This window comes from Pseudomonas sp. LAIL14HWK12:I10 (genome assembly GCF_900184205.1).
Lineage (GTDB): Bacteria > Pseudomonadota > Gammaproteobacteria > Pseudomonadales > Pseudomonadaceae > Aquipseudomonas > Aquipseudomonas kermanshahensis.
Genome location: NZ_FXWU01000011.1, coordinates 75,924 through 100,671, shown reverse-complemented (window position 1 = coordinate 100,671; position 24,748 = coordinate 75,924). Strand labels below are relative to the sequence as shown.

Annotated in this window: 26 protein-coding genes and 1 riboswitch; of the genes, 15 read left to right on the top strand and 11 right to left on the bottom strand. The window is 64.6% G+C overall.

What is annotated here, in order from left to right; genetic code table 11:
- Positions 1 to 120: 120 nt before the first annotated feature.
- Positions 121 to 462 (top strand): hypothetical protein, encoded by a 342-nt coding sequence (locus tag QOS90_RS22560; RefSeq protein WP_027594902.1) that lies wholly within the window; start codon positions 121 to 123, stop codon positions 460 to 462.
- 130 nt (positions 463 to 592) lie between these two features.
- On the opposite strand, the gene trxA is transcribed toward QOS90_RS22560, so the two are convergent.
- From trxA to QOS90_RS22545, 3 genes are read right to left on the bottom strand one after another with little or no spacing between them, the layout of a single operon-like run.
- Positions 593 to 1,465 (bottom strand): thioredoxin, encoded by an 873-nt coding sequence (gene trxA, locus QOS90_RS22555; RefSeq protein WP_085274019.1) that lies wholly within the window; start codon positions 1,463 to 1,465, stop codon positions 593 to 595.
- A 31-nt stretch (positions 1,466 to 1,496) separates the two neighbouring features.
- The gene (locus QOS90_RS22550; protein ID WP_085274018.1) at positions 1,497 to 2,156 is read right to left on the bottom strand and encodes a class I SAM-dependent methyltransferase; all 660 of its coding nucleotides are present in this window, start codon (positions 2,154 to 2,156) and stop codon (positions 1,497 to 1,499) included.
- A complete protein-coding gene (locus QOS90_RS22545) occupies positions 2,157 to 2,609 on the bottom strand; it encodes a YbaY family lipoprotein (protein ID WP_027594905.1) in 453 nt (150 codons plus the stop codon).
- Positions 2,610 to 2,714: 105 nt separating this feature from the next.
- Here QOS90_RS22545 and nrdR point away from each other — a divergent pair, with 105 nt between their 5' ends.
- The 12 genes from nrdR (at position 2,715) to QOS90_RS22485 (ending at position 11,505) form a co-directional block, all read left to right on the top strand.
- A complete protein-coding gene (gene nrdR, locus QOS90_RS22540; protein ID WP_009685710.1) occupies positions 2,715 to 3,179 on the top strand; it encodes a transcriptional regulator NrdR in 465 nt (154 codons plus the stop codon).
- Between the two features lie 2 nt (positions 3,180 to 3,181).
- Entirely contained in the window at positions 3,182 to 4,312 is a 1,131-nt protein-coding gene (gene ribD / locus QOS90_RS22535; RefSeq protein ID WP_085274017.1) for a bifunctional diaminohydroxyphosphoribosylaminopyrimidine deaminase/5-amino-6-(5-phosphoribosylamino)uracil reductase RibD, read from the top strand.
- A 42-nt stretch (positions 4,313 to 4,354) separates the two neighbouring features.
- Positions 4,355 to 5,020: a riboflavin synthase gene (locus tag QOS90_RS22530; RefSeq protein WP_027594907.1), complete on the top strand. Its 666-nt coding sequence runs from the start codon at positions 4,355 to 4,357 to the stop codon at positions 5,018 to 5,020.
- 18 nt (positions 5,021 to 5,038) lie between these two features.
- Positions 5,039 to 6,130, top strand: a complete 1,092-nt coding sequence (gene ribBA, locus QOS90_RS22525) for a bifunctional 3,4-dihydroxy-2-butanone-4-phosphate synthase/GTP cyclohydrolase II (protein WP_012270288.1) — start codon at positions 5,039 to 5,041, stop codon at positions 6,128 to 6,130.
- A gap of 91 nt (positions 6,131 to 6,221) precedes the next feature.
- Positions 6,222 to 6,698, top strand: a complete 477-nt coding sequence (gene ribH, locus QOS90_RS22520) for a 6,7-dimethyl-8-ribityllumazine synthase (protein WP_003255395.1) — start codon at positions 6,222 to 6,224, stop codon at positions 6,696 to 6,698.
- The gene (gene nusB, locus QOS90_RS22515; RefSeq protein WP_027594908.1) at positions 6,695 to 7,195 is read left to right on the top strand and encodes a transcription antitermination factor NusB; all 501 of its coding nucleotides are present in this window, start codon (positions 6,695 to 6,697) and stop codon (positions 7,193 to 7,195) included. Before ribH ends, nusB begins: the two co-directional genes overlap by 4 nt.
- Before the next feature lie 18 nt (positions 7,196 to 7,213).
- Entirely contained in the window at positions 7,214 to 8,182 is a 969-nt protein-coding gene (gene thiL, locus QOS90_RS22510; protein WP_085274016.1) for a thiamine-phosphate kinase, read from the top strand.
- A complete protein-coding gene (locus QOS90_RS22505) occupies positions 8,179 to 8,682 on the top strand; it encodes a phosphatidylglycerophosphatase A family protein (RefSeq protein ID WP_027594910.1) in 504 nt (167 codons plus the stop codon). The genes thiL and QOS90_RS22505 overlap by 4 nt, the downstream gene beginning before the upstream one ends.
- A gap of 16 nt (positions 8,683 to 8,698) precedes the next feature.
- The gene (locus QOS90_RS22500) at positions 8,699 to 9,442 is read left to right on the top strand and encodes a substrate-binding periplasmic protein (protein ID WP_085274015.1); all 744 of its coding nucleotides are present in this window, start codon (positions 8,699 to 8,701) and stop codon (positions 9,440 to 9,442) included.
- Positions 9,443 to 9,659: 217 nt separating this feature from the next.
- Complete coding sequence (gene ribA / locus QOS90_RS22495; RefSeq protein WP_027594912.1) at positions 9,660 to 10,277, top strand: GTP cyclohydrolase II; 618 nt, start codon at positions 9,660 to 9,662, stop codon at positions 10,275 to 10,277.
- Entirely contained in the window at positions 10,274 to 10,693 is a 420-nt protein-coding gene (locus tag QOS90_RS22490) for a hypothetical protein (protein ID WP_027594913.1), read from the top strand. The genes ribA and QOS90_RS22490 overlap by 4 nt, the downstream gene beginning before the upstream one ends.
- Entirely contained in the window at positions 10,693 to 11,505 is an 813-nt protein-coding gene (locus QOS90_RS22485; RefSeq protein WP_085274014.1) for a cobalamin-binding protein, read from the top strand. Before QOS90_RS22490 ends, QOS90_RS22485 begins: the two co-directional genes overlap by 1 nt.
- On the opposite strand, the gene QOS90_RS22480 is transcribed toward QOS90_RS22485, so the two are convergent.
- The 5 genes from QOS90_RS22480 to ribB all read right to left on the bottom strand — a co-directional run bounded on the left by QOS90_RS22480 (position 11,483) and on the right by ribB (position 17,580).
- Complete coding sequence (locus tag QOS90_RS22480; protein ID WP_085274013.1) at positions 11,483 to 13,357, bottom strand: TonB-dependent receptor domain-containing protein; 1,875 nt, start codon at positions 13,355 to 13,357, stop codon at positions 11,483 to 11,485. The genes QOS90_RS22485 and QOS90_RS22480 overlap by 23 nt on opposite strands.
- Positions 13,358 to 13,477: 120 nt before the next feature.
- Complete coding sequence (dxs, locus tag QOS90_RS22475; protein WP_085274012.1) at positions 13,478 to 15,373, bottom strand: 1-deoxy-D-xylulose-5-phosphate synthase; 1,896 nt, start codon at positions 15,371 to 15,373, stop codon at positions 13,478 to 13,480.
- A 183-nt stretch (positions 15,374 to 15,556) separates the two neighbouring features.
- Entirely contained in the window at positions 15,557 to 16,444 is an 888-nt protein-coding gene (ispA, locus tag QOS90_RS22470) for a (2E,6E)-farnesyl diphosphate synthase (RefSeq protein ID WP_027594917.1), read from the bottom strand.
- A complete protein-coding gene (locus QOS90_RS22465; protein ID WP_027594918.1) occupies positions 16,441 to 16,683 on the bottom strand; it encodes an exodeoxyribonuclease VII small subunit in 243 nt (80 codons plus the stop codon). The genes ispA and QOS90_RS22465 overlap by 4 nt, the downstream gene beginning before the upstream one ends.
- Positions 16,684 to 16,929: 246 nt before the next feature.
- Entirely contained in the window at positions 16,930 to 17,580 is a 651-nt protein-coding gene (gene ribB, locus QOS90_RS22460) for a 3,4-dihydroxy-2-butanone-4-phosphate synthase (protein ID WP_027594919.1), read from the bottom strand.
- A gap of 80 nt (positions 17,581 to 17,660) precedes the next feature.
- A riboswitch (FMN riboswitch) is annotated at positions 17,661 to 17,802 on the bottom strand.
- A 95-nt stretch (positions 17,803 to 17,897) separates the two neighbouring features.
- Between ribB and QOS90_RS22455 the strand changes: the two genes are divergently transcribed.
- Positions 17,898 to 19,112, top strand: a complete 1,215-nt coding sequence (locus QOS90_RS22455; RefSeq protein WP_097151369.1) for an RtcB family protein — start codon at positions 17,898 to 17,900, stop codon at positions 19,110 to 19,112.
- Between the two features lie 107 nt (positions 19,113 to 19,219).
- On the opposite strand, the gene QOS90_RS22450 is transcribed toward QOS90_RS22455, so the two are convergent.
- From QOS90_RS22450 to QOS90_RS22440, 3 genes are read right to left on the bottom strand one after another with little or no spacing between them, the layout of a single operon-like run.
- Positions 19,220 to 20,110, bottom strand: a complete 891-nt coding sequence (locus QOS90_RS22450) for an alpha/beta hydrolase (RefSeq protein WP_085274010.1) — start codon at positions 20,108 to 20,110, stop codon at positions 19,220 to 19,222.
- A gap of 30 nt (positions 20,111 to 20,140) precedes the next feature.
- Positions 20,141 to 21,088, bottom strand: coding sequence for a FecR domain-containing protein (locus QOS90_RS22445; RefSeq protein ID WP_085274009.1), 948 nt, complete (start codon positions 21,086 to 21,088; stop codon positions 20,141 to 20,143).
- The gene (locus QOS90_RS22440; RefSeq protein WP_027594923.1) at positions 21,081 to 21,620 is read right to left on the bottom strand and encodes a sigma-70 family RNA polymerase sigma factor; all 540 of its coding nucleotides are present in this window, start codon (positions 21,618 to 21,620) and stop codon (positions 21,081 to 21,083) included. Before QOS90_RS22440 ends, QOS90_RS22445 begins: the two co-directional genes overlap by 8 nt.
- A gap of 269 nt (positions 21,621 to 21,889) precedes the next feature.
- Here QOS90_RS22440 and QOS90_RS22435 point away from each other — a divergent pair, with 269 nt between their 5' ends.
- The gene (locus QOS90_RS22435) at positions 21,890 to 24,748 is read left to right on the top strand and encodes a TonB-dependent receptor (RefSeq protein WP_097151367.1); all 2,859 of its coding nucleotides are present in this window, start codon (positions 21,890 to 21,892) and stop codon (positions 24,746 to 24,748) included.

Genomic DNA, 24,748 nt, shown 5'->3' with positions numbered 1-24,748 from the left:
AGCAGACTGGGAATGATTTGGTAATGTTATAACAATTTTTCCGCCTCCCGCCAGCCTGTGTGGCGCAGGTTTCATGTTGCTGTAGCATGGCTGCATTGACCTGCGTTCAAGGAAAGCATCATGAGAATTCGTGGACAGATTGGTGACTGGCCCGTGGACCTGACTGTCGAGCTGGAGCCGGCCGAGTGGGCGCAGTTGGGGCGACACCTCGAGGTGCCGGTTACCGCCGAAGCGGCGGCCGCCTCGCCAGCAGCGCCGGGGCAAGATGATGGGCAGTGGGCCGCAGCGCGCGACGTGCTGCGCCAGGCTGGGCAGATGAATGGGCCAGCGTTGCTGGACCGCCTGGAAGGGCTGGCGGGGAGTACCGCGGCGGGCAAGCGACTGCTGGTGCGGTTGCGGCACAGCAGCGAGGTGAAGGTGGAAAGTGGCGCGGATGCGCCGGTGTATCACTGGGTCGGCTGACAAGGTCACACGCGTTCGGGGGTAGGAGCAGCCTTGTGCTGCGAAGAGGCCGGTGAAAGCAGCGCAGATTGACTGTGCTTTCACCGGCCTCTTCGCAGCACAAGGCTGCTCCTACAAGGGCGTGCCTGCCTCAGAACAGGGCTGAAGACAGCTTGCGGCGATAGACGCTCACCAGCGGATGATCACCGCCCAGCAGTTCGAACACCTGCAACATCGCCTTCTGCGGCAACCCGTTCTCGTAGCCGCGGTTGCGCTTGAACAGCTTCAACAAGCCTTCCAGCGCCGCCTCGTACTGCTGACGGGCCAGTTGTTGAATGCTCAACTGGTAGGCCGCTTCATCGTCTTCTGGGTTCTGCGCCAGGCGGCTCTTCAGGTCGGCGACTTCCGGCAGGCTGGCAGCCTGGCGCAGGAAGGTCAGCTGTGCCTTGGCTCCGGCCAGGGCTGCCTTGTGCTCGTCGGTCTTGACCGCGTCCAGCACCACCTGGGCCTCGCCCAGCTCGCCCCGCTCAGCCAGGCAACGGGCGTACAGGATCAGCGCCTCGGCATTGCGGTTGTCTTCACCCAGCAGCGCCTGGAGCAGTGCTTCGGCCTCGGCGAAGCGGCTTTCGGCGAACAGCGCCTTGGCTTGCTCCAGCGGCGATGCGGCAGGCTCGGCCGGCATCTGCACGTGCGGTTCGAGCAGCGCGCGGATTGCCGACTCCGGCTGCGCCCCGGCAAAACCGTCGACCGGCTGGCCGTCTTTGAACAGCACCACGGTCGGCAGGCTGCGAATGCCGAACTGGGCGACCACCTGCTGCTCCACGTCGCAGTTGATCTTGGCCAGCAGCAGCTCGCCCTGATAACCCTCGGCGATTTTCGCCAGCAGTGGCATCAGCGCCTTGCAGGGCGCGCACCACTCAGCCCAGAAGTCCACCAGGACCGGTTTGTGGAAGGAGTTTTCGATGACCAATTGCTGGAAGGTGGCATCGGTGGCGTCGAAAATGTACGGCGTGTCTTGGCTCATCGCGACTCTCGCAAACTCGTGAATGGCACCACTATAAAGGCTCGCGGCTGGCGTGGTACAGGCTGACCCGGCGGAATTCGTGGGGCTCGGCCAGGTCTGGCAGGGTCAGTGCGTCGAGCACGCCCAATTGTTGGTACAGCGGGTGGCTGAAGTCGCGAACCCGCGAGTCGGCCACCAGCGCCTGGCGACCGCGGCCGAGGAAGGCATCGAGCAGTGGCAGGTTGGCGCGGTCATACAGCACATCGGCGACCAGAATCAGGTCGAAGCGGTCGTCCTCGGCGAAAAAATCGTTGCTGTAGCCGAGCTCCACCCCGTTCAACGCGGCGTTGGCGCGGCAAGCGTCGAGGGCCAGTGGGTCGAGGTCGCACGCCACCACTTCAAGGGCGCCTGCGCGGGCTGCGGCAATGCCGGCGATGCCGCTGCCCGCGCCAAAATCGAGCACACGCTTGCCCGCCACCCATGCCGGGTGTGCGGCCAGGTAGCGGGCCATGGCCAGGCCGCTGGCCCAGCAGAAGCTCCAGTACGGAGGTTCTTCGAGAATGCGCCGGGTTTCTTCGCTGCTGAAGGCGCGGTCCATGTTCTGGTCGTCGATCAGCCACAGTTTCAATTCGCAGTCAGGCAGGTCGCTGACCACCAGGCGCGCCTCGCCGATCAGGCCACTGAGGGCCTGTTGCAGTGCCAGTGGCGCCACTTACGGTGCCTTCTCGAAACGCAGCGGGCCGGTGGCCTGGGTTTGCGGCTGGGCGATGCGCACAGGGGGCAGGTGCATGATCAACTGCCCGGAGCTGCTGGCGCGGCCGCGCAGTTCGACGCGGGCACCGGCCGGGAAGGCTTCGGGGTTGAAGCGCAACTGATAAGGCAGCGCCTGCCCGGTGCCGGTCAGGTTGCTGCTGGCCAGCAGGCGTTGCGGGCGGTCGCGTTCGTCGATCACCAACAGGGCCAGCTCCACGTCGGCGCCGGCCGGGATTTCCAGCAATGTACCGCTCAGCTCACGCTGGTAGGCGGGCAGCGGGCCAAGCGGTTGGGCCTTCTTGGCCACTTTGGCTGGCGCAGGCGCCTGGCCTTGATCGGGCTTGGGCTGGTCGCTACCGCAAGCGGCAAGCAGGGCGGCGCAGCACAGCACGACGAGCGCTCGATAGTGCATTGGGGCATCCTTCACGGGCAGATTTCCCTGGATGTTAACCCCTTTGGCTTGTCTTGCCAGTGGGATGCGCTACCATGGCCCTCCCTTTTTTTGTTGCCTGCCACCATGCACTGTCCCTTTTGCGGTGCCAACGACACCAAGGTCATCGACTCTCGTCTTGTCGCCGAGGGCGAGCAAGTGCGCCGCCGTCGTGAGTGCGTTGCCTGCGGCGAGCGTTTCACTACCTTCGAAACCGCCGAACTGGTGCTGCCCCGGCTGATCAAGCAGGACGGCACGCGCCAGCCTTTCGACGAAGACAAGTTGCGTGCAGGCATGCAGCGGGCGCTGGAAAAACGCCCGGTCAGCGTCGAGCGCCTGGAAGCGGCGCTGGCGCACATCAAGAGCCGCCTGCGTGCCACCGGCGAGCGCGAGGTCAAGTCACTGGTGGTGGGTGAAATGGTGATGGCCGAGCTGCGCAAGCTCGACGAGGTGGCCTATATCCGCTTCGCCTCGGTCTACCGACGCTTCCAGGACCTCGACGAATTCCGCGAAGAAATCGACCGCCTGGCCCGTGAGCCAGCTAAAGAGTGAGCATGCCCAGCCAGACCGCGATCCTCGATGCCCACTACATGGCCCGCGCCCTGGAGCTGGCCCGCAAGGGTATTTACAGCACCCACCCCAACCCGCGTGTGGGGTGCGTGATCGTGCGCGATGGCGAGGTGGTCGGCGAAGGCTGGCACGTGCGCGCTGGCGAGCCCCATGCCGAGGTGCATGCCCTGCGCCAGGCCGGTGAACGCGCCCGCGGCGCTTGCGCCTATGTCACCCTCGAACCGTGCAGCCACCATGGCCGCACGCCGCCGTGCGCCGAAGCGCTGGTCAAGGCTGGCGTGGCCCGCGTGGTGGCCGCGATGCAAGACCCCAACCCGCAAGTGGCGGGGCAGGGGCTGCGGCGCCTGGCAGAGGCCGGTATCGAGGTCAGCAGCGGAGTGCTTGAAGCTGAGGCCCGCGCGCTCAACCCAGGTTTTCTCAAGCGCATGGAGCATGGCCTGCCGTTTGTCAGAGCCAAGCTGGCCATGAGCCTGGACGGCCGCACGGCCATGGCCAGCGGCGAAAGCCAGTGGATTACCGGCCCTGCCGCCCGCGCTGCGGTTCAGCGGCTGCGCGCGCGCGCCAGTGTGGTGCTCACCAGCGCCGCCAGCGTGCTGGCCGACAATGCGCGTATGACGGTGCGGGGCGCAGAGCTGGGCCTGGACGACGAAACCCGCGCCCTGGCCTTGAGCCGCACGCCGTTGCGCGTGCTGATCGATGGCCGCCTGCGCCTGCCGCTGGATGCGCCGTTCTTCCAGGCCGGCCCGGCCCTGGTGGTGACGGCCGCCGCTGAAGCGCCGCGTTACGCCGAGGCAGGCCATGAGCTGTTGAGCCTGCCAGGCACCGATGGCCAGGTCGATCTGCCCGCGTTGATGCGTGTGCTGGCCGCGCGTGGCGTCAACGAGATTCTGCTGGAAGCCGGCGCAGGCCTGGCTGGCGCGTTCGCCCGGCAAGGCCTGATCGATGAATACCAGTTGTTCGTCGCCGGCACCTTCTTGGGGTCCCAGGCCCGCCCGCTGCTGGACTGGCCCCTGGCGAAGATGAGCGAAGCACCGCGACTGAAAATTACCGAAATGCGCGCAGTGGGCGATGACTGGCGGGTCACGGCCGTCCCCCTGCCGGCGCCCGGCGTATAATGCCAGGCTTGCCCTGCGCAACCCGTTCTTGAGGAAGACCCCATGTTTACCGGCATCATCGAATCCATCGGCACCATTCGCAGCATGACCCCCAAGGGCGGCGACGTGCGCGTCTACGTCGAGACCGGCAAGCTCGACCTGGGTGACGTCAAGCTTGGCGACAGCATCGCCGTCAACGGCGTGTGCCTGACCGCCGTCGAACTGCCGGGCAATGGGTTCTGGGCCGACGTCAGCGTCGAGACCCTCAAGCGCACCGCCTTCATCGACCTCAAGAGCGGCAGCAAGGTCAACCTGGAAAAAGCCCTGACCCCCACCACCCGCCTGGGCGGTCACCTGGTCAGCGGCCACGTCGACGGCGTCGGCGAAATCATCTCGCGCAGCGATAACGCCCGCGCCATCCAGTTCCGTGTGCGTGCACCCAAGGAGCTGGCCAAGTACATCGCCCACAAGGGTTCGATCACCGTCGACGGCACCAGCCTGACGGTCAATGAGGTCAATGGCGCCGAATTCGAGCTGACCATTGTCCCGCACACCCTGTCCGAAACCATCATGGCCGACTACCGCGCAGGTCGTCGGGTCAACCTTGAGGTCGACCTGCTGGCCCGTTACCTGGAGCGTCTGCTGCTGGGTGACAAGGCGGCCGAACCGAGCAAGGGCAGTGGCATTACCGAAAGCTTCCTGGCCGCCAACGGCTTCTTGAAATCCTGATTGAGAAGGGGGTGCCGAGTGGCGCTCAACAGCATCGAAGAACTGGTCGAAGACATCCGCCAGGGCAAAATGGTCATCCTCATGGATGACGAAGACCGCGAAAACGAAGGCGACATCATCATGGCAGCCGAGTGCTGCCTGCCTGAGCACATCAATTTCATGGCCAAGCACGCCCGCGGCCTGATCTGCATGCCGATGACCCGTGAGCGCTGCGAAACGCTGAAGCTGCCGCTGATGGCGCCGCGCAACGGGTCCGGCTTCGGCACCAAGTTCACCGTGTCGATCGAAGCCGCTGAAGGCGTCACCACCGGTATTTCCGCTGCCGACCGCGCGCGTACCGTGCAAGCGGCCGCGGCCAAGGACGCCAAGGCCGAAGACATCGTCAGCCCGGGGCACATCTTCCCGCTGATGGCCCAGCCCGGCGGCACCCTGGCCCGTGCCGGCCACACCGAAGCCGCCTGCGACTTGGCGCGCATGGCAGGCTTCGAGCCGAGCGGCGTGATCTGCGAAGTGATGAACGATGACGGCACCATGTCGCGCCGTGCCGAGCTGGAAGTGTTCGCCGCCGAGCATGGCCTGAAGATCGGCACCATCGCCGACCTGATCCACTACCGCATGATCCACGAACGTACCGTGCAGCGCGTTTCCGAGCAGCCGGTCGAAAGCGAATTGGGCGAGTTCAACCTGGTCACCTACCGCGACGCGGTGGAAGGCGACGTGCATATGGCCCTGACCCTGGGCAAAATCTGCGCTGAAGAGCCGACCCTGGTACGCGTGCACAACATGGACCCGCTGCGCGACCTGCTGCTGGTCAAGCAGCCGGGCCGCTGGAGCCTGCGCGCGGCCATGGCTGCCGTGGCCGAGGCCGGCAGCGGCGTGGTGCTGCTGCTGGGCCACCCGCTGGACGGCGACGTGCTGCTGGCGCACATCCGCGAAAGCGCGGGCGATGCACCGACCAAGGCACCGACCACCTACAGCACCGTCGGCGCCGGTTCGCAGATCCTGCGCGACCTCGGTGTGCGCAAGATGCGCCTGATGAGTTCGCCGATGAAGTTCAATGCGATATCCGGATTCGATCTGGAAGTTGTAGAATACGTGCCCTCCGAGTGACTTGAGACGGCGCGCGCGCCCTCACGCTCGAGTCCAAACCCTCCCGAGGCCGCCAGCGAGCGGCCTCGCTCTTGAAGATGAGAACATCGGAATGACCCTGAAGACCATCGAAGGTACCTTCATCGCCCCCAAAGGTCGCTATGCTTTGGTGGTTGGCCGCTTCAACAGCTTCGTCGTCGAAAGCCTGGTAAGCGGTGCCGTTGATGCCCTGGTACGCCACGGTGTCAGCGAAAGCGACATCACCATCATCCGTGCCCCGGGCGCGTTCGAAATCCCGCTGGTGGCACAGAAGGTCGCCCAGCAAGGCGCGTACGACGCGATCATCGCCCTGGGCGCCGTGATCCGCGGTGGTACCCCGCACTTCGAATACGTGGCGGGCGAATGCACCAAGGGCCTGGCCCAGGTGTCCATGGAGTTCGGTGTTCCGGTGGCCTTCGGCGTTCTGACCGTCGACTCCATCGAGCAGGCCATCGAGCGTTCCGGCACCAAAGCCGGCAACAAAGGTGCTGAAGCTGCCCTGTCCGCTCTGGAAATGGTCAGTCTGCTGGCGCAGTTGGAGGCCAAGTGATTAGCGACGAAAGCGATCGTTTCAACCCGCGCGATCCAAAACCTGCGGATGCCGGCAAGCCCTCGAAGAGCGCCAAGCGCCGCGAAGCCCGCAAGCTCGCGACTCAGGCGCTGTACCAGTGGCACATGGCGCGTCAGTCGGTGAACGAGATCGAAGCGCAGTTCCGGGTCGATAACGATTTCACCGATGTCGATGGCGCCTACTTCCGCGAAATCCTGCATGGGGTTCCGACCAAGAAGGACGAGATCGACGCGGCCCTGACGCCTTGCCTGGCGCTCGCGCTGGAAGAGCTCGACCCGGTTGAACTGGCTGTGCTGCGGTTGTCCACCTGGGAACTGATGATGCGCGCCGATGTGCCGTACCGTGTCGTGATCAACGAAGGTGTCGAGCTGGCCAAGGTCTTCGGTGCCACCGACGGCCACAAGTTCGTCAACGGCGTGCTGGACAAGCTCGCCCCTTCGCTGCGCGAAGCGGAAGTCAAGGCGAACAAGCGCTGATCCCGGCGCTGGCGGACCATGGGTGAGTTCGAGCTGATCAGCCATTTCTTTGCCGCCGCGCCCTGTGCGCAAGGCGGTGAAGGCGTGGCGCTGGGCATCGGTGATGACTGCGCGCTGCTGGATGTGCCTGTTGGCGAGCAACTGGCGGTGTCCACCGACACCCTGGTGGCCGGCGTGCATTTCCCTGCGGTCTGCGACCCTCTGCTGCTCGGCCAGCGCTCGCTGGCCGTGGCGGCCAGTGACCTGGCGGCGATGGGCGCTACCCCCATCGGCTTCACCCTTGCCCTGACCCTGCCCGAGGTCAGCGCCGACTGGCTGCAAGCCTACGCTGACGGCCTCAACCGTATGGCCCGGCAGTGCCAGTTGAGCCTGATTGGCGGTGACACCACCCGTGGTCCCTTGAGCATCACCCTGACCGTGTTCGGCCGCGTGCCGGCCGGGCAGGCGTTGCGCCGTGGCGGTGCCCGCCCGGGTGACCTGCTGTGTGTGGGTGGTGAACTGGGTAACGCTGCGGGCGCCTTGCCGCTGGTCCTGGGCGAGCGCCATGCCGATGCAGCCATTGCCCAGCCGTTGCTCGACCACTACTGGTCGCCCTCGCCGCAATTCACTTTGGGCCAGCTGTTGCGCGGGCGTGCTACGGCCGCACTGGATATTTCCGACGGCCTGCTGGCCGACTGCGGGCATATCGCCAAGGCGTCCCGCGTGGCGCTCGAGGTGAACCTGGACCAGGTGCCGGTGTCATCCGCTTTGCAGGGCTTCCTCGGTCATGAGGCTGCCGTGCAGGCTGCCTTGACCGGGGGTGACGACTATGTGCTGGCGTTCACCTTGCCGCCGGCTCAGCTTTCATCCCTGCAGGCCCAAGGCCTGGCGACGTTCCATGTCATCGGGCGAGTGCTTGAAGGCCAGGGCGTCAGCCTGCGTGACGGGCAGGGCCAGGACATCACCCCGCGGCAACGCGGCTATCAACATTTTAGGGAGACACCGTGACCGATCACCCCAATCAGGTGCCTGCGGAGTTCGTTCCGCCCTCGGTCTGGCGCAACCCCTGGCACTTCATCGCCTTCGGCTTCGGTTCCGGCACCTTGCCCAAGGCACCGGGCACCTGGGGTTCGCTGGTGGCCATACCCTTCATTCCGCTGTGGCAGATGCTGCCGGATTGGGGCTACTGGTTGCTGCTGGGCATTACCATGCTGTTTGGCTTCTGGCTGTGCGGCAAGGTCGCCAATGACTTGCGCGTTCACGATCATGAAGGCATTGTTTGGGACGAGATGGTCGGCATGTGGATCACCCTCTGGCTGGTGCCAGAAGGCTGGCAATGGTTGCTGGCCGGGTTCCTGATGTTCCGTTTCTTCGACATCCTCAAGCCGTGGCCGATTCGCTGGATCGACCGCCATGTGCATGGCGGGGTCGGGATCATGCTCGACGATATCCTGGCCGGCGTGTTCGCTTGGCTGGGCATGCAAGTTCTGGTGTGGGCGGTTGCCTGAGGCAGGGAGCGCGTGAATGGCCATAAGGACTGTGCTGTTGGCAATGCTGCTGGGTTGTGCTCCCTGGGTGGGGGCGGCCGAAGGTGTGCCAAAGCAGGTCCATCTGGTCAGCGAAGAATGGCTCGACTACACCAACGCCAACGGTACCGGGGTTGCCTGGGATGTGCTGCGCAAGGTGTTCGAGCCGGCCGGGGTCAAGGTCGTCACCCAGAGCGCGCCCTACAGCCGTGCAGTGGGGCTGGTAAAGCGGGGCGAAGCTGATGCCTGGGTAGGCTCCTACAAGGGCGAGAGCAAGGATAATCTCTACCCGCGCTGGCACTTCGACATGGACCACATCTATGCCTTGGGGCTTGCCAGCAAGCCGGCGCCTACGCCGAGCACGGTTGGCCAGTATCGCCTGGCTTGGGTGCGTGGCTACGACTACGCCAGCTACTTGCCCAATGCCCATGACTACCGCGAAATTCAACGCCGTGAAGGCATTCTGCCGATGCTCGAACACGACCGTGTGGACTTCTACATCGATGCGCTGACCGAGGTCGACTACGTGCTTGGCCAGGCGTCGGAGCCTGCACGCTTTCGTAAAAGCCACGTCGCCGAACTGCCGTTGTACCTGGCGTTCGCCAATAACGGTGAGGCCAAGGCACTGCGGGAACTGTTCGACAAGCGTATGGCCGAGCTGGTGCGCAGCGGTGAATTGAAGCCGATTTTCGAACACTGGAAGCAGCCGTATCCCTTCACTGCCGACAGCAAGCCGCTGTAGGAGCAGCCTTGTGCTGCGAAGAGGCCGGTGACAAGCGCAACGATCGGTGGTGCTCCAGCGGGCCTCTTCGCAGCACAAGGCTGCTCCTACAGGGGGTGCGGAAAAATAAGCATCGAACTTTTCGATCTTAAACCGCGGTATTCAGCCAGCGCACTGGCGCCGACCTGCTGATACAATCGCCCCACGAGAAATTTACTACTTATTTCAGGAGCACAACGTGCCCGTCGTCTTTGTTGCCGCCTCTAAACTCCCGACCCCGTTCGCGACTTTCACCATGCACGGCTTCCTCGAAGAAGCCACCGGCCGTGAGCACGTGGTGCTCAGCCTGGGTGATATCGCTGACGGTGAACCGGTGTTGGGGCGCCTGCACTCCGAGTGCCTGACCGGCGATGCCCTGTTCAGCCAGCGCTGCGACTGCGGTTCGCAACTGGAAGCTGCCCTGCAGGCCATCGCACGTGAAGGCCGTGGTGTGCTGTTGTACCTGCGTCAGGAAGGCCGTGGCATCGGCCTGTTGAACAAGATCCGCGCCTACGAGCTGCAGGACGGTGGTGCCGACACCGTCGAAGCCAACGAGCGCCTGGGCTTCGCTGCCGATCAGCGTGACTACGCCATCTGCCTGCCGATGCTCGAACACTTGGGGGTGAAATCCCTGCGCCTGATGACCAACAACCCGCGCAAGGTCAAGGCACTGACCGACATGAACATCGTCGTCGCCGAGCGCGTGCCGCTGCACACCGGCCATAACCCGCACAACCGCTACTACCTGGCGACCAAAGCCGGCAAGCTCGGCCACATGCTGGGCAATGAACACCAGGGCGAGGTGCCCCAGGCGTGACCCGCGCCGAGGTCAAGCGGCGCCTGGCGCTGGCCTGGTGGCAATATTTGGCGGTAGGCCTGGTGCCGCTGCCGGTGATGGCCTGGGCGTTTGGTGGCGGTGATGCGTTGATCCCGGTGCTGGCCATGCCACTGTTCATCGCGGGTGCGGCGACCATGTTCCTTAGCCTGCCGCGCTTCGGTGCCTACAAGCGTGCGCTGATCGCGACCTCCAAGGTGCTCGGCAGCACCGAAGAGCCGGCAGCCTGGATCACCCTGGCGCGAGTGCGGCGCATGGCCATGCTGTATGCCTGCTTCCCCGCCTGGGTTGCCGCGCTGTCGGTGCTGGTGGGGCTGGAGGCCGTACCGCAAATCCTTTTGGCGCTGTCCACCGTGGTGGTGCTTTACCTGTACCGCATCCCACGTCAGCTGGGCTGATGCGCAGCCTTCTCTGGCTACTGGCGCTGTGCGCCTGTAGCGCCAGCGCCGGCGAGCCGCTACGGGTGGTCAGCCTGGCACCTTCGATGACCGAAATCATGCTTGAGCTGCACGCCGATGACCTATTGGTCGGTGTGCTCGACGGCGGTGATCGCCCGCCAGCATTGCGTGAGGTGCCTTCGGTCGGCCGCCAAGGCCAACTGAACATGGAGCGTCTGCTCAGCTTGCAGCCTGACTTGTTGCTGCTCTGGCCCGGCAGTGTGGCGCCAGCACAGCGTGATCAGCTCAAGCGCCTGGGCATCGCCACCTTCAGCGCCGAACCCCACGACATCGACCAGTTGATCGATCAGATCGAGGCCATCGCCCTGCGCGTCGGCCGCGAAGGGCAGGGCCAGCAATACGCCCAGGCCCTGCGTGACAGGCTGCGGCACCTGCGCCAACAGTATCGCCGTGAGCAGCCGCTGCGCGTGTTCTACCAAGTCTGGGACCAACCCTTGTACACCCTGGGTGGCAGGCAGGTGGTCAGCGACGCGCTGGCCGTGTGCGGCGCGCGTAATGTGTTCGCCGACCTCAACCAGCCAGCCCCTCAGGTGAGCGTGGAGTCTGTACTGCTGCAAGACCCGCAGGTGATTCTGGCGGGTGATCAGGCGCAGTTGGACAGCTGGAGGGCTTGGCCGCGCCTGCGCGCGGTGGCCGATGAGCGCTTGCTGGTCGTGCCCGACAAAGGGCTGGAACGGCCCAGTGGGCAGATGATCGAGGCCACCGCCCGCTTATGCGCATTGCTCGAAGCTAAAGCGCCGGCGTCCAGGTGACGCTGAACAGCACGGTGCGGCCTTCTTCGCGGTAGCTGTGGCTGGCGCCTTCATAGCTGTACAGGGCGCGGCTGTGGGTGTGGTCCAGCAGGTTGTCCAGCTTCGCTTCCAGTTTCAGTTCATCCGTTGCCGCCCAGCTACCGCGCAGGCCGAGCAGGCCAAAGCCGGCGAGCCGGTTGCGGTTGGCTTCGTCATCGTAGCTGGCGCTGACGGCTTGCCAGCTTCCGCCCACGCTGAACCGTCCAAATGCGCGGTCCAGGTCCAGGCTCACGGTACGGCGAGCGCGGCGGGCGAGGGTATGGCCACTGTCGCGGTCGCGCGGGTCGATCAGCGCCAGGCCGAGCTGGCTGCGCCATGCGCCCCATTGCTGGTCGAGGGACAGCTCTACGCCGTTGATGCGCGCCGAGGCGACGTTGCGGGGGATCGAGTCCTGGCCAAAGATGATCGCGTCGCGCAGGTCGGTGCGGTACAGCGACGTCTCCAGGCGGCTGTCCGAGGTGAGCTGGCTGCGCCATTGCAGTTCGTAGCTTTTGGAGTGCTCTGGGCTCAGGTCTGGGTTGCTGAATGCTGGGTAATACAGGTCGTTGAACGTCGGCGCTCGGAAGCCTTCGCTGTAGGACAGCAGCACATCGTTGGACGCGTTCACGGGTACGGTAAGGCTACCGCTCCAGGTGGTCTGGCCACCAAACTGCTGGTTCTGGTCGCGGCGCACGCCCAGCTCGGTGGAAAACTGCTCTCCCCGGTACCGATGTTGAACGAAGGCCGCCCGGTTCCAGCGGCTGTCTTCGGTGAAGTCAGTGCTGCCGTGCACGCGGTCTTCGTACCAGTCGCCGCCGATCAGCAGCGTGTGCTGGTCGTTCAAGGCCAGGTCGTTTTGCCAGGTGAGTTGATCACGATAGGTGTTGAACACGAAGCGCTCGTCGCTAAGCTTGTCGCGCTTGTCGTCACGGTTTTCGCTGTGGGCAAGTTCCAGGCGCGAATGCCAGCTGTCGTTGAGCTGGGCATCGAAGTAGGTGCCCAGGCTGCTGACGCTGAAATCGGTGTAGGGCTTTTGCCCGAAGCTCTCGAAGGTGACCGGGTTGAAGCCACCGAACGGGTTGTCGTATTCACTGCGCCCATGGCTGTCGAGGAGGTTGAGGCCGGCCTCGAAGCGTTCGCCGAAGGTGTGGCTGAGGCTCAGGTTGAATGACTTGTTGCGGTACGCATCGTGATCCCCATCGCTGGCAAAGGACGGGCCGGTGGCGTCGATGCCGGCAGTTTCGTCCAGGCTGGCGCCCAGGTTGAAGCGGGTGGCGCCGTTGCCACCGGCCAGGCCCAGGCTGCGTTGGAAGGTCTGGTTGCTGCCGGCGGCCAGGCGCAGGCGCGGTTGCAGGCCAGGGCCGCTGCTGCGCCGGGTGAAGATCTGAATCACGCCGCCAATGGCATCGCTGCCGTAGATCGCCGAGCGGGAGCCGCGCAGTACTTCGACACGCTCGATCTGGTCGACGTCGATAAATTGCAGGCCGCTGTCGCCGGAGGTGGCGTTGGCGATGCGCACGCCATCGACCAGTACCAGGCTTTGCGCTGCCTTGGTGCCGCGGATGAAGATACCGGGCAGGCTGCCGCGCCCCCCCGTGGGAGCGACTTGCACGCCGGGGACGCGGGCTAGCAGGTCGGTGACGCTGGTGGGTTGCAGGCGGTCGATGTCGGTGCGGGTGAAGACAGTGTTGGCGGCGCTGGTGGCGGTGCGCGACTCGACTTGGCGGTTGGCGCTGATCAGCACATCGGGGAGTTTCAGGGCGTCGTCGCGTTCAGCGGCTAGAAGCGGCAGCGGTAGGCACAGCAAAGTCGCAGCAAGGGTTGGAGTCTTCATAGGCATTACCATGGCAATCGCCGGCAAGCCGGCTCCCACAGGTCCTCGCTGTTCTCAGGTTCAGCGCAATACCTGTAGGAGCTGGCTTGCCGGCGATGGGCCGCAAAGCGGCACCAGGGGTTACAAGCCGAGCTTGGCCATACGCGCTGTAACCGAAGCCTCGATGCCAGCAGCATCCAGCCCACACTCAGCCAGCATCTGCGCCGGCTTGGCATGCTCGACATAAATGTCCGGCAAGCCCAGGTGCAGCAGCGGCTTGACCAGGGCCTGGCTAGCCAGGAACTCACCCACGGCAGCCCCTGCACCGCCCATGATGGCGTTTTCTTCGATAGTCACCAGCAGCTCATGGCTGCCCGCCAATTCGAGTACCAGTGCCTCGTCCAGCGGCTTGACGAAGCGCATGTCGACCACCGTGGCGTTGATCTGCTCGGCAACCTGCAAGGCTTCGGTCAGTTGAACGCCAAATACCAGCAGGGCGACTTTCTCACCCTGGCGGCGGATGACGCCCTTGCCGATTTCCAGGGGCGTAAGGTCACCACTGATCGGTGCGTTGGGGCCGGTGCCGCGCGGGTAGCGCACTGCCGCCGGGCCGTTGTACAGGTGGCCGGTGGTGAGCATCTTGCGCAGTTCGTTCTCGTCGCTCGGGGTCATCACCAGCATGCCGGGGATGCAGCGCAGGTACGACAAGTCGTAGCTGCCGGCGTGGGTCGGGCCGTCTTCACCCACCAGGCCGGCGCGGTCGATGGCGAACAGCACATCGAGGTTCTGTACCGCCACGTCGTGGATCAGTTGGTCATAGGCGCGCTGCAGGAACGTCGAATAGATCGCCACCACCGGCTTGCTGCCTTCGCAGGCCATGCCCGCCGCCAGGGTGACTGCGTGCTGCTCCGCAATCGCCACGTCGAAGTAGCGCTCCGGGTAGCGTTCGCTGAAGTCGACCAGGTCGGAGCCTTCCTTCATCGCCGGGGTAATGCCAACCAGGCGATTGTCGCTGGCGGCCATGTCGCACAGCCACTGGCCGAACACGGCGGAGTACTTGGGCCCGCTGGGTTTTTTCGGCGCGGCGGGCTTGTCGGCGGGCTCGAGCTTGGTGATGGCGTGGTAGCCGATCGGGTCGACCTCGGCCGGGGCGAAGCCTTTGCCCTTCTTGGTCACCACGTGCAGGAACTGCGGGCCTTTGAGGTCACGCATGTTACGCAGGGTGGCGATCATGGTCGGCAGGTCGTGGCCGTCGATCGGGCCGATGTAGTTCCAGCCCAGTTCTTCGAACAGGGTGCCGGGGACCAGCATGCCTTTGGCATATTCCTCGGTGCGACGGGCGATTTCCCACGCGCCTGGCAGGCGCGAAAGCACCTTCTTGCTGCCCTCGCGCATGCTCGCGTAGGTGCGGCTGGAGAGAATCTTGGCCAGGTAATTGGACAGGCCGCCGACATTGCGCGAAATCGACATGTCGTTGTCGTTGAGGATCACCAGCATGTCGGCGTTGACTTCCTGGGCGTGGTTCAACGCCTCGAAGGCCATGCCGGCGGTCAGGGCACCGTCGCCGATCACCGCGATCGACTTGCGTGCGCTGTTCTGCAGGCGGGCGGCGATGGCCATGCCCAGCGCTGCACTGATCGAGGTGCTGGAGTGGCCGACGCCAAAGGTGTCGTACTCGCTCTCGCTACGGCGCGGGAAGGCGGCGATGCCGTCCTTCTGGCGCAGGCTGAGCATGCGCTGGCGGCGGCCGGTGAGGATCTTGTGCGGGTAGGCCTGGTGGCCGACGTCCCACACCAGCCGGTCGTCCGGGGTGTCGAAGACGTAGTGCAGGGCGATCGTCAGCTCGATCACGCCCAGGCCGGCGCCAAAATGCCCACCGGTCTGTCCCACGGTGTAGAGCAGTTCCTGGCGCAACTCGTCGGCCAGGGTCTCCAGGTCGGCTTCGGCCAGCCGGCGCAGGCCGGCAGGCGTGTCAGCGCGGTCGAGCAACGGCGTGACCGGGCGTTCGCGGGGGATCTCTTGAAACGTCGTGGGCATCAGGCGAGTCGTTATAGGTGTGAAGACGCGGCAGTTTACCCCATTGTGGGAAAAGTGCCCATTGAGAGGGGGTAGCACGGGGCTGCTTTGCAGCCCATCGCCGGCAAGCCAGCTCCCACATGTTCACCGTTTTGCTGTGGGAGCCGGCTTGCCGGCGATGGGCCGCATGGCGGCCCCGTTGAATCAGTTGCGGCGTTCGACGATGTAGCGCGCCAGCGCCCGCAGCGGCTCGGCAGTTTCACCAAACCCTTGCAATGCGGCCAGCGCCTGGTCGCGCAGTTCGATTGCATAGGCCTTGGCGGCCTCCAGGCCAAGCAGCGCCGGGTAGGTCGGTTTGTCTCGGGCGATGTCGGCACCCTGGCGTTTGCCAAGGGTGGCGGTGTCGCTTTCTACGTCGAGGATGTCGTCCTGCACCTGAAACGCCAGGCCAATGGCCTGAGCGTAGGTCTGCAAGGCATCCAGTTGCGCCGGCTCGGCGCGGGCGCTGGCCAGGGCGCCCAGGCGCACGCTGGCTTCGATCAGCGCGCCGGTCTTGTGCCGATGCATGAATTCCAGCGCCTGCTGGTCCAGCTTGATGCCCACCGAGCCGAGGTCGATGGCCTGCCCCCCCACCATGCCCGCCGGGCCGGCAGCCTTGGCCAGGGCCTGGACCATGGCCAGGCGAAGGGCGTCGGACTGTGGGCTCAGGCGTGGGTCGAGCAGGGCGCTGAAGGCCAGGCTCTGCAGGCCGTCACCGGCGAGGATGGCGCAGGCTTCGTCGAAGGCTTTGTGGGTGGTCGGTTGGCCGCGACGCAGGTCGTCGTCATCCATCGCCGGCAGGTCGTCATGCACCAGCGAATACGCGTGGATCAGTTCGACCGCGCACGCTGCACCGTTGGCCTGTTCGGCTGGTGCACCCAGGGCTTCGCAGGCCGCGTAGGCGAGCAGCGGGCGTACACGCTTGCCGCCGTTCATTACGCTGTAGCGCATGGCGGCGTAGAGGCGCTCGAGTTCTTTGGTAGGCGCTTGAAACAGCGGTTCTAGGGCGGCGTCGACGCGGGCCTGGCAGTTGGCCTGGTAGGTGCTGATCATGCTTCTGGCTCCGCGTCGAAGGGCTGGGCTGCCAGCTCACCGTCGCGTTCCAGAAGGATTTGCACTTTCTGCTCAGCCTGGGCCAGTGCGCCCTGGCAATCGCGGGTCAGGGCGATGCCTTGCTCGAAGGCGGCCAGCGAATCTTCCAGCGACAACTCGCCGTTCTCCAGGCGCTCGACCAGGGCTTGCAGGTCTGCGAGGGATTGCTCGAAATCGAGGGAGGCTTTTTTGCGGGCCATGGCGACTGTCTCGGTGGCGTTCTGAACGGCGCGACACTAGCAGAGCGGGGCAGGGGGAGCAAACTTGTGTGGGGGAGTGCATCGGGTTCGGGCCAATCACGCCTGTGATAAAGGTGGTCACGCGCGTATGCCGCAGGAATGATTGGCCCGAAAAAATGTAGGAGCAGCCTTGTGCTGCGAAGCGCCGCGCGGGCGGCGCTCGATGTGCGCGCCGCCATCTTCCTTAAGCCAAGCGTCTGAAAGCCATCAAGCCGTAGCCGCTTCGCGCTCCACCATCGCCTCGCGGTACCGCGCCAACTCTTCAATGGTCAGCACCGGCATATTGTACTGCCGCGCATACACCGCCACCTGCTCCCCACGGGCCATGCTGCCGTCGGGGTTCATCAATTCGCACAGCACCGCTGCCGGCCGCAGCCCGGCCAGGCGCGCCAGGTCGACCGAACCTTCGGTATGGCCGCGGCGGGTCAGCACACCACCATTGCGTGCCCGCAGCGGGAACACATGCCCAGGGCTGACGATATGCCGTTGCTCGGCGGTCGAACTGAGCGCCGCAGCGATGGTGGTGACACGGTCTTGCGCCGAAACGCCGGTGGTGATGCCGTCCGCCGCCTCGATGGTGACGGTGAACCCGGTGCCATGGCGCGCCTGATTGTTCTGCACCATCGGCGCCAGTTGCAGGGCGTCCACGGTCGCTTCGTCCAGGCACAGGCAAACGATGCCGCTGCAGTCACGAATCATCATGGCCATAGTTTGCAACGAGATGTTTTCGGCGGCGGCAATGATGTCCGCTTCGTCCTCGCGGTCATCGTCGTCCAGCAGCAGTACGGGGCGCCCGGCCTGGAAGGCGGCGATGGCGGCAGAAATGTTGGGGTATTGCTTTTGCAGCATAGGGGACATGAAACGCTCCTCGTAAATGATCGATGAACGTCTCGGGGCGAACAAAACGCGCGCGCAGGGGCGCCCGAATGGCCCCTGCCTGACGCCTTCTTTCATCCGGACTATGACCGTCGGCTCTGGAGTCTCACCAGATCTGCTGACCCCCGGCATGGCCGGGGCGCTCGCGGGCTCATCTTTCGATTTACCGCCGGTGGGGACTTACACCCCGCCCTGAAGACCCGGCAAGCATACCCCACAGTGCCACCCTGCTGGCAACCCGCCCGGCTAAGACCTTAGGCGAGCATCGGCGGTATCATGGCAGGCATGTTCTATTCGGAATCGACAGCATGGACATTCTCCAGGTCGCCGGCGGCAAGCCAATCAAGTTGTGGACCGACGGCGTGACGATCGAAGACGAAGCGCGCCAGCAGTTGCTGAACACGGCCAAATTGCCGTTCATCTTCAAGCACCTGGCCGTGATGCCGGATGTGCACCTGGGCAAGGGCTCGACCATCGGCAGCGTGATCCCCACCGTTGGCGCGATCATCCCCGCTGCCGTTGGCGTCGACATCGGCTGCGGCATGATCGCCGCGCGGACTTCGCTGCATGCCCGCGACCTGCCCGACAACCTGCACGGTTTGCGCACGGCGATCGAGCAGGCCGTGCCCCATGGCAAGACCTTCGGCCGCCACGACCAAGGCGCCTGGGACAACGTGCCAGCCAAGGCTGACAAACGCTGGGGCACGCTGGCAACGCGCTTCAAGGCCATCACCGACAAGTACCCGCGGCTGGAGAAAACCAATAACCGGCATCACCTGGGCACCCTGGGCGGCGGCAATCACTTCATCGAGGTTTGCCTGGATGAGGCCGACCGCGTGTGGTTCATGTTGCACAGCGGCTCGCGTGGCGTTGGCAATGCCATCGGCAACCTGTTCATCGAACTGGCCCAGGCAGACATGCGCCAGCACCTGGCCAACCTGCCGGACAAGGACCTGGCGTACTTCGAGGAGGGCAGCCGCCACTTTGCCGACTACGTCGAAGCGGTTGAGTGGGCGCAGGATTTTGCCCGGCAGAACCGCGAACTGATGATGCTGGCAGTGGTTGCCGCGACCCGCAAGGTGCTTGGCCGGCCGTTCGAGGCCAGCCTGGAGGCGGTGAACTGTCACCACAACTATGTGCAGCGCGAACAGCATTTCGGGCGTGAAGTGCTGGTGACGCGCAAGGGCGCGGTGTCGGCGCAGAAAGGGCAGTTGGGCATCATCCCCGGCTCGATGGGGGCAAAGAGTTTCATCGTGCGCGGGTTGGGCAACGAAGAGGCGTTCTGCTCTTGCAGCCATGGGGCCGGGCGGGTGATGAGCCGAACCCGGGCCAAAAGCCGCTTCACTGTGGAAGACCAGCGACGGGCCACTGCGCATGTGGAGTGCCGCAAGGACAAGGCGGTGATCGATGAGATACCGATGGCCTACAAGGACATCGATGCGGTGATGCGTGCGCAGCGCGACCTAGTGGAGGTGGTGCACACGCTGCGCCAGGTGGTGTGTGTGAAGGGGTGACCGGGCCGGCCTCTTCGCGGGGCCTGCCCATATAATCTGCACTGCCCTCAGGACCGGAGGGGTAACCTGTGGGAGCGGGCTTGCCCCGCGAAGAGGCCGGCGCAGGTTTACCGAGACATCCCTTCAATTACGCTTTTCAGCGAGGCCGGCAACATCGGCCCATGCCCCAACCCGTCGAACCGCTCGAAGCGCACCTGCAACCCAGGCACCTTGGCCAGGTCCGCTACCAGCTCACGCGCCGGCCGCTCCGCGTCGCCTTTCACCGCCGCACGCGGGTTCGACGACTCATCGCCACCGCGCATCAGCACCAGCCTCGGGCGGCTGCCACCCAAGCGCTGCTGCAGCCCCTGGGCTTCCCGCACAATCGCCCCGTCATGCCACCACAGTGACGGGCTGGCCGCCGCGTAGTCAGTGAACTCTGCCGGCCGGGTGAACAGCGCATGCAGCACCGCCAGGCCACCATAGGAATGCCCCCACAGTGTTTGCCGTTGCAGGTCGATCGGCGCTGCAGCGGCAACCATCGGCCGCATGCGCTGGCTCAGCAGGTCGAAGAACGCCTCCACGCCACCGCTGGGCTGGCCCGTCAGCGGGTCGCGCTGTTCCGCTTGCCCAGGCAGTGCGGGGGTGTAGTCATACGTTCGCCCGGCACGTTCGATGCGTTGGTCGGTCTGGTAGCCCACGGCGACCAGCAACGGGGCTTGGCCTGCGGCAAGCTTGCCCAGTTGTTCGCTGTCCAGGGCACCCAGCGCGGCGTTGCCGTCGAGCATCCACAGCACCGGGTAGCCTGCCGCGGGCGCCGGGCGATTCGGCTGGCCGATCCATAGACGGTAATGGCGCTGGCCATCGGCCGAATCCAGGTCATGCTGGCTGAAGCGATAGGCCAGGTTCTGGCGCTGCAGCAGCGACGTGTCCATTTTCTGATCGCGCACCGGTTGCGCCAGGGCTGCTGGTGCAGCGAGGGCCAGTGCCATGGCCAGGTACAAGGGCATTTTGCTCATCGGGGAATCTCGCTCGGTCGTTGCTTTTGATCAACGGCTAATGAATACGTGCCTGCCGGTGTGTCGAACCTGCAGCGTGTAGGTCTGTGCCAGCATGGCCAAGGCCAGCGGCAAGTCATCGATGGGGAATGTGCCAGACACCCGCAGCTCACCCAGCGCGGGGTCGCACTCAAGCTGTTGGTCGGTGTAGCGCATCAATTCATGCGCCCACAGCCGTACTGGCATGTCGTCGGCCACCAGCAAGCCGTTGCGCCACGCCAGGGTGGTCTCCCGGGCCTGCTCGATGAGCCCCATGCGCTCGCGGCTGAAACGGACTTGCTGCCCAGCACGGATGATGTTTTCGCCAGGGGCCACGCGGGCGTGTTCTGGGCGAACCTGTACGGCGCCTTCGTACACCGCTAGCAAGGTTTCATCGGCCAGCTGGCGCACGCTGAATCGCGTACCCAACGCGCGCAGTTGGCCTTGCTGGGTCTGTGCCATGAGCGGGCGTGGGTCGGCAGCGGTCGCGATGTACACCTCGCCACGGCGCAGGTGCAGCAAGCGTTGCGCGTTGTTGAAAAGCACGTCCACGGCGCTGTCGCTATTGAGGGTGATCTGTGTGCCGTCGGCGAGCCGTGCGTGTTGGCGTTCGCCCACAGACGTCTGGTAATCGTTGCCAACGCCTGAGCGCCATGCCCACCAGCTGAGCGGTGCGGCACCGATCAGCAGAAGCAGCCCGCGCAGCACAGCGCGCCTGCCTGTCGGGCGATCCAAGGTCTGCTTGGCCAGCGTTGGAGGCAGGCTGCCCAGGCGTTTTAGCAGGCGCTGTGCCCTTTGCCAGGCCCGTTCATGCTCAGCACTGGCACGCCGCCAGCGCTCTAATTCGCGCTGTTGCGCTGGCAGCAGCGGCGCTTCCTGCATCAGCATCAGCCATGAGGCCGCTTGGGCCAGCACTGGCTGGGGGATGGCATCGTCAAGCGGTGCCGTGCGGTTATTCATCGGGCATCTGCGTCAGGCAGGCCAGGTAGGCCTCGTGGATGTACTTCTTGACCGTCGGCAGCGCGATGTTCAGGGCCACGGCAATGTCTTTCTGCTTCATGCCGTCCAACGTTGCCATCAGAAACGCCTGCCTCACGCGGGGCCGCAGCGTATCCAGCAGCGTGTCGATCTCGTGCAGGGTCTCGAGGATCACGCTTTGCAGTTCAGGCGAAGGGTGATCGGGTTCTGGCAGCAACTGCAACGCTTCGAGCCAGGCACGTTCCAGCGACTGCCGGCGCCGCCAGCTGACCAGCACACAATTGGCGATGCGGGTTAGGTAGGCGCGTGGCTGACGGATCGGTTCGACCCGCGCACCCTCCCGGCTGGTAAGCACCCGCAGGAAAATGTCATGCGCCAGGTCATCGGCCACCCCGCGTCCCCACGACCTCAGCCGATAGGCGAGCCAGTTACGTAACCAGGCGTGATTCTCGATATACAACGTCTCGACGCTGCACGGCTCGGTACTGTTCGGCGGGGAGAGGGGTGCATTCATCGTGGGTTGAGTCGGCACAAGACTGTCGCAAATGAAAACCATTATCACTAGAATTGCTCAGATCACAAGGCCGAACCGGCAAATTCAGCCGGTGGCCCTGCACACATATCCTTTTTTCGATCTCGTGCGACAGAGGAGGTAACAGCCCGCAGCCAGTGGTGGGCGCACACCCTACGAGCGAGAAAAGCATGCTCCCAGTACGTTGTCCTTCACCTGCTCCGCGCCCTCGACTTTGCCTGTCGCCCATCACCTTCGCCCTGCGTTGCACGATGATCAGTTGCTGTGGCGCCGGCCTGCTGAACAGCAGCCTGGCCCTGGCCCAGGGCTCTGGCACGGCAGCGGTCGCCGCAACCCGCCTGGACGATGCCACGCCGCGTGACTACAACATTGCCAAAGGCCCGCTGGGCGCAGCGCTGGGCAGTTTCACCAGCCAGTCCGGGCTGCTGGTGTCTTATGATCCTGACTTGACCCGCGGGCGCACGGCGCCGGCCCTGAAGGGGCGGTACACCGTCAGTGAGGGCATCCAGCGGTTGCTGGCCAATACTGGGCTGCAGCTGGTGGCGAGCTCGACCGGCAGCTACGTGCTGATGGCGCAGGGCGCTGCAACGAATGCCGCAGCAGAGTTATCGCCGACGATGGTCGACGCTGCCGCACAGGGGCCTCAAGCGGATACTTACCGGGCCCCACGCTCATCGGTGCACCTGAGCAGCGAACAGATCGACCGCTTCGGCCGGGTCTCCGTGGGCGACCTGCTCAACGGTGTGCCGGGTGTGCAAGTCGGTGACACCCGCAACGGCGGCGCCCTGGACGTCAACATTCGCGGTATCCAGGGGCAGAGCCGGGTAGCGGTGAAAGTCGATGGCTCGGAGCAGGCCCTGGATGTCTATCGCGGTTATGGCGGCACGCAGCAACGCAGCTACATCGACCCCGACCTGATCAGCAGCCTGACCGTGAACAAAGGGCCGTCAACCAAATCCGGAGCGATTGGCGGCACGGTGGAAATGCAGACGATCGGCGTGCAGGACATTCTGGTCGACGGCAACCAGGTTGGCGTGCGCCTCAAGGGCGACCTCTGGGACAACGGCGTAGCCCCCGCCCATCGCAGTTCCAGTTCCAAGGATGAAAGCCTGTCGGCGCCTCCGCGCGACAACCGCGGCAGCCTGTTCGGCTCTGAAGCCGAATCGGGCAGCGCCGCGTTTGCCTTTACCACCGAACAGCTGGATGTGGTGGCGGCCTACGCGCACCGCAACCAAGGCAACTACTTCGCCGGCAAGAAAGGCCAGGACCGCTACCGCCTCTACAACGATTACGGCAGTGAACAGCCCAGCGTGGCGATGACCTATAACGCGGGCGAGGAAGTGCTCAACGCCTCATCGAAAACCGACTCGTACCTGCTCAAGGCGACCTGGCGGATAACCGACGATCACACCCTGGACTTGGGCTACCGCCGCTACGACGGGCGCACTGCCGAGATCATGCCCTCTGACATCTACCGCTTCGGTACCGCCGGTATTTATCAGTACCCCTTGGGCGAGGTGAAGATCGATACCTATACCGCACGCTACCACTACCTGCCCGCCGGCAACCCGTGGGTCGACCTGACCAGTAACCTGTGGATGACCGACGCCAAGACCAGCTCGTTGAGTTCGGCATGGACGGCGCCGGTGTCCCAGTTGTTTCGTTCTGACCGCAGTTGGACACGCCAGGACAACCGCCGTATCGGCGGCGACCTGAACAACCTCTCCAGGTTCGAAACGGCCCATGGCGACTTCAAGCTTGACTTGGGTGGCGCGTTCCAACTGGAAGACCTGCAACCGCAGAAAAGCGTGTTGATCACCCAGCACGACGTCGATGCCAACCGCACCCTGCGCGATGCTTCGCGGCAGGAGTTCAGCTTCAACGGCAAGCTCGAGTACCAACCGATCGAGCAACTGACCCTGTGGGGTGGGGGCCGTTACAGCCACTTCCGCACCAAAGACAATACCGTGCTGGCCACCGCCCGCCGCGAGGATCGCGACGTGCGCTACATCTCGGCGAGTGGCCCCAAGGGCTGGGGCAGCATGACCTGGTTCCCCGACCAGAACGGCCAGTACACCGACGCCACCGACCCCCGGCTGAACAACGGCATTGTCTTCGGCAACAGCAACGAGCCGTTCAACGGTGTGCGCTTCAATGACTTCGGCGCGACCAGCGTTCAGGTCAGCCCCGAAGGCATCAGCAGCGTGGTCACAGGCTACGACCATACCCCGCAGGGCAGCAGCAGCGGTGGCGGCTTTTCGCCGGCATTTGGCATCAATGTCGAGCTGATGCCCGACACGTACTTCTATGTCACCTACACCCAAGGCCTGCGCCTGCCGTCACTGTTCGAGACCAGCCAGGGCACCCAGCAAGTCACCCCCGGCAAAAGCCTCAAGCCTGAGCGCTCGCAGAGCTGGGAAATCGGCGTCAGCGCCTTGCGCGACAACCTCTTTACCGATCACGACTCAGCCGCGATCAAGTTGGCCTTCTTCGACAACAAGATCAAGCACTACATCACCCGCTATTACGACCCGAGCCCTGGCCTGTGGGGGCAGATGAGCTTCAGCAACACCGACAGCTTCAGCACCCGCGGCCTTGAGCTGCAGTCAAACTACGATGCCGGCCGTGTGTTCGCCGACCTCTCGGCCACCTACTACCTCAAGACCGAGACCTGCGACGCGGACTTTGCCGGCAAACTGCGCGCCAGCGCCAACCCGTACCAGAAGACCCAAGACACGCCAAACTGCACACCGGGCAGCTACATGGGCTCTTACACCAACACCCAGAACCCACCACGGATCTCCGCCAACCTGACCACTGGCCTGCGTTTCTTCGACGAAGCATTGACGGTAGGCGGGCGCGTGACCTACACCTCCGGGCCTACCAGTACCCTCGACAAGCCCTGGCAGTCCGGCGCTACCACGCCGCAGGTCGAGTACCGCTCGGTGGCGCTGTTCGATCTGTTCCTCAAGTACACGCTGCTTGAGAACACCGAGGTGAATGTTTCGCTGCAGAACCTGACTGATCGCTATTACCTGGACCCGCTGGCGCAGAGCTTCATGCCGGCTCCGGGGCGGACGGTACGGATGGGGGTGGTGACGCGGTTCTGA

Bases quoted from the DNA above. Each gene is read 5' to 3' on its own strand.
- ribB (WP_027594919.1), bottom strand. From the start codon at position 17,580: ATGTCCCCTATGCTGCAAAAGCAATACCCCAACATTTCTGCCGCCATC.
- QOS90_RS22530 (WP_027594907.1), top strand. From the start codon at position 4,355: ATGTTTACCGGCATCATCGAATCCATCGGCACCATTCGCAGCATGACC.
- ribD (WP_085274017.1), top strand. From the start codon at position 3,182: ATGCCCAGCCAGACCGCGATCCTCGATGCCCACTACATGGCCCGCGCC.
- dxs (WP_085274012.1), bottom strand. From the start codon at position 15,373: ATGCCCACGACGTTTCAAGAGATCCCCCGCGAACGCCCGGTCACGCCG.
- QOS90_RS22500 (WP_085274015.1), top strand. From the start codon at position 8,699: ATGGCCATAAGGACTGTGCTGTTGGCAATGCTGCTGGGTTGTGCTCCC.
- QOS90_RS22445 (WP_085274009.1), bottom strand. From the start codon at position 21,088: ATGAATAACCGCACGGCACCGCTTGACGATGCCATCCCCCAGCCAGTG.
- QOS90_RS22440 (WP_027594923.1), bottom strand. From the start codon at position 21,620: ATGAATGCACCCCTCTCCCCGCCGAACAGTACCGAGCCGTGCAGCGTC.
- ribH (WP_003255395.1), top strand. From the start codon at position 6,222: ATGACCCTGAAGACCATCGAAGGTACCTTCATCGCCCCCAAAGGTCGC.
- nrdR (WP_009685710.1), top strand. From the start codon at position 2,715: ATGCACTGTCCCTTTTGCGGTGCCAACGACACCAAGGTCATCGACTCT.
- QOS90_RS22560 (WP_027594902.1), top strand. From the start codon at position 121: ATGAGAATTCGTGGACAGATTGGTGACTGGCCCGTGGACCTGACTGTC.
- QOS90_RS22450 (WP_085274010.1), bottom strand. From the start codon at position 20,110: ATGAGCAAAATGCCCTTGTACCTGGCCATGGCACTGGCCCTCGCTGCA.
- thiL (WP_085274016.1), top strand. From the start codon at position 7,214: ATGGGTGAGTTCGAGCTGATCAGCCATTTCTTTGCCGCCGCGCCCTGT.
- QOS90_RS22435 (WP_097151367.1), top strand. From the start codon at position 21,890: ATGATCAGTTGCTGTGGCGCCGGCCTGCTGAACAGCAGCCTGGCCCTG.
- QOS90_RS22465 (WP_027594918.1), bottom strand. From the start codon at position 16,683: ATGGCCCGCAAAAAAGCCTCCCTCGATTTCGAGCAATCCCTCGCAGAC.
- ispA (WP_027594917.1), bottom strand. From the start codon at position 16,444: ATGATCAGCACCTACCAGGCCAACTGCCAGGCCCGCGTCGACGCCGCC.
- QOS90_RS22545 (WP_027594905.1), bottom strand. From the start codon at position 2,609: ATGCACTATCGAGCGCTCGTCGTGCTGTGCTGCGCCGCCCTGCTTGCC.
- QOS90_RS22480 (WP_085274013.1), bottom strand. From the start codon at position 13,357: ATGAAGACTCCAACCCTTGCTGCGACTTTGCTGTGCCTACCGCTGCCG.
- QOS90_RS22485 (WP_085274014.1), top strand. From the start codon at position 10,693: ATGCGCAGCCTTCTCTGGCTACTGGCGCTGTGCGCCTGTAGCGCCAGC.
- trxA (WP_085274019.1), bottom strand. From the start codon at position 1,465: ATGAGCCAAGACACGCCGTACATTTTCGACGCCACCGATGCCACCTTC.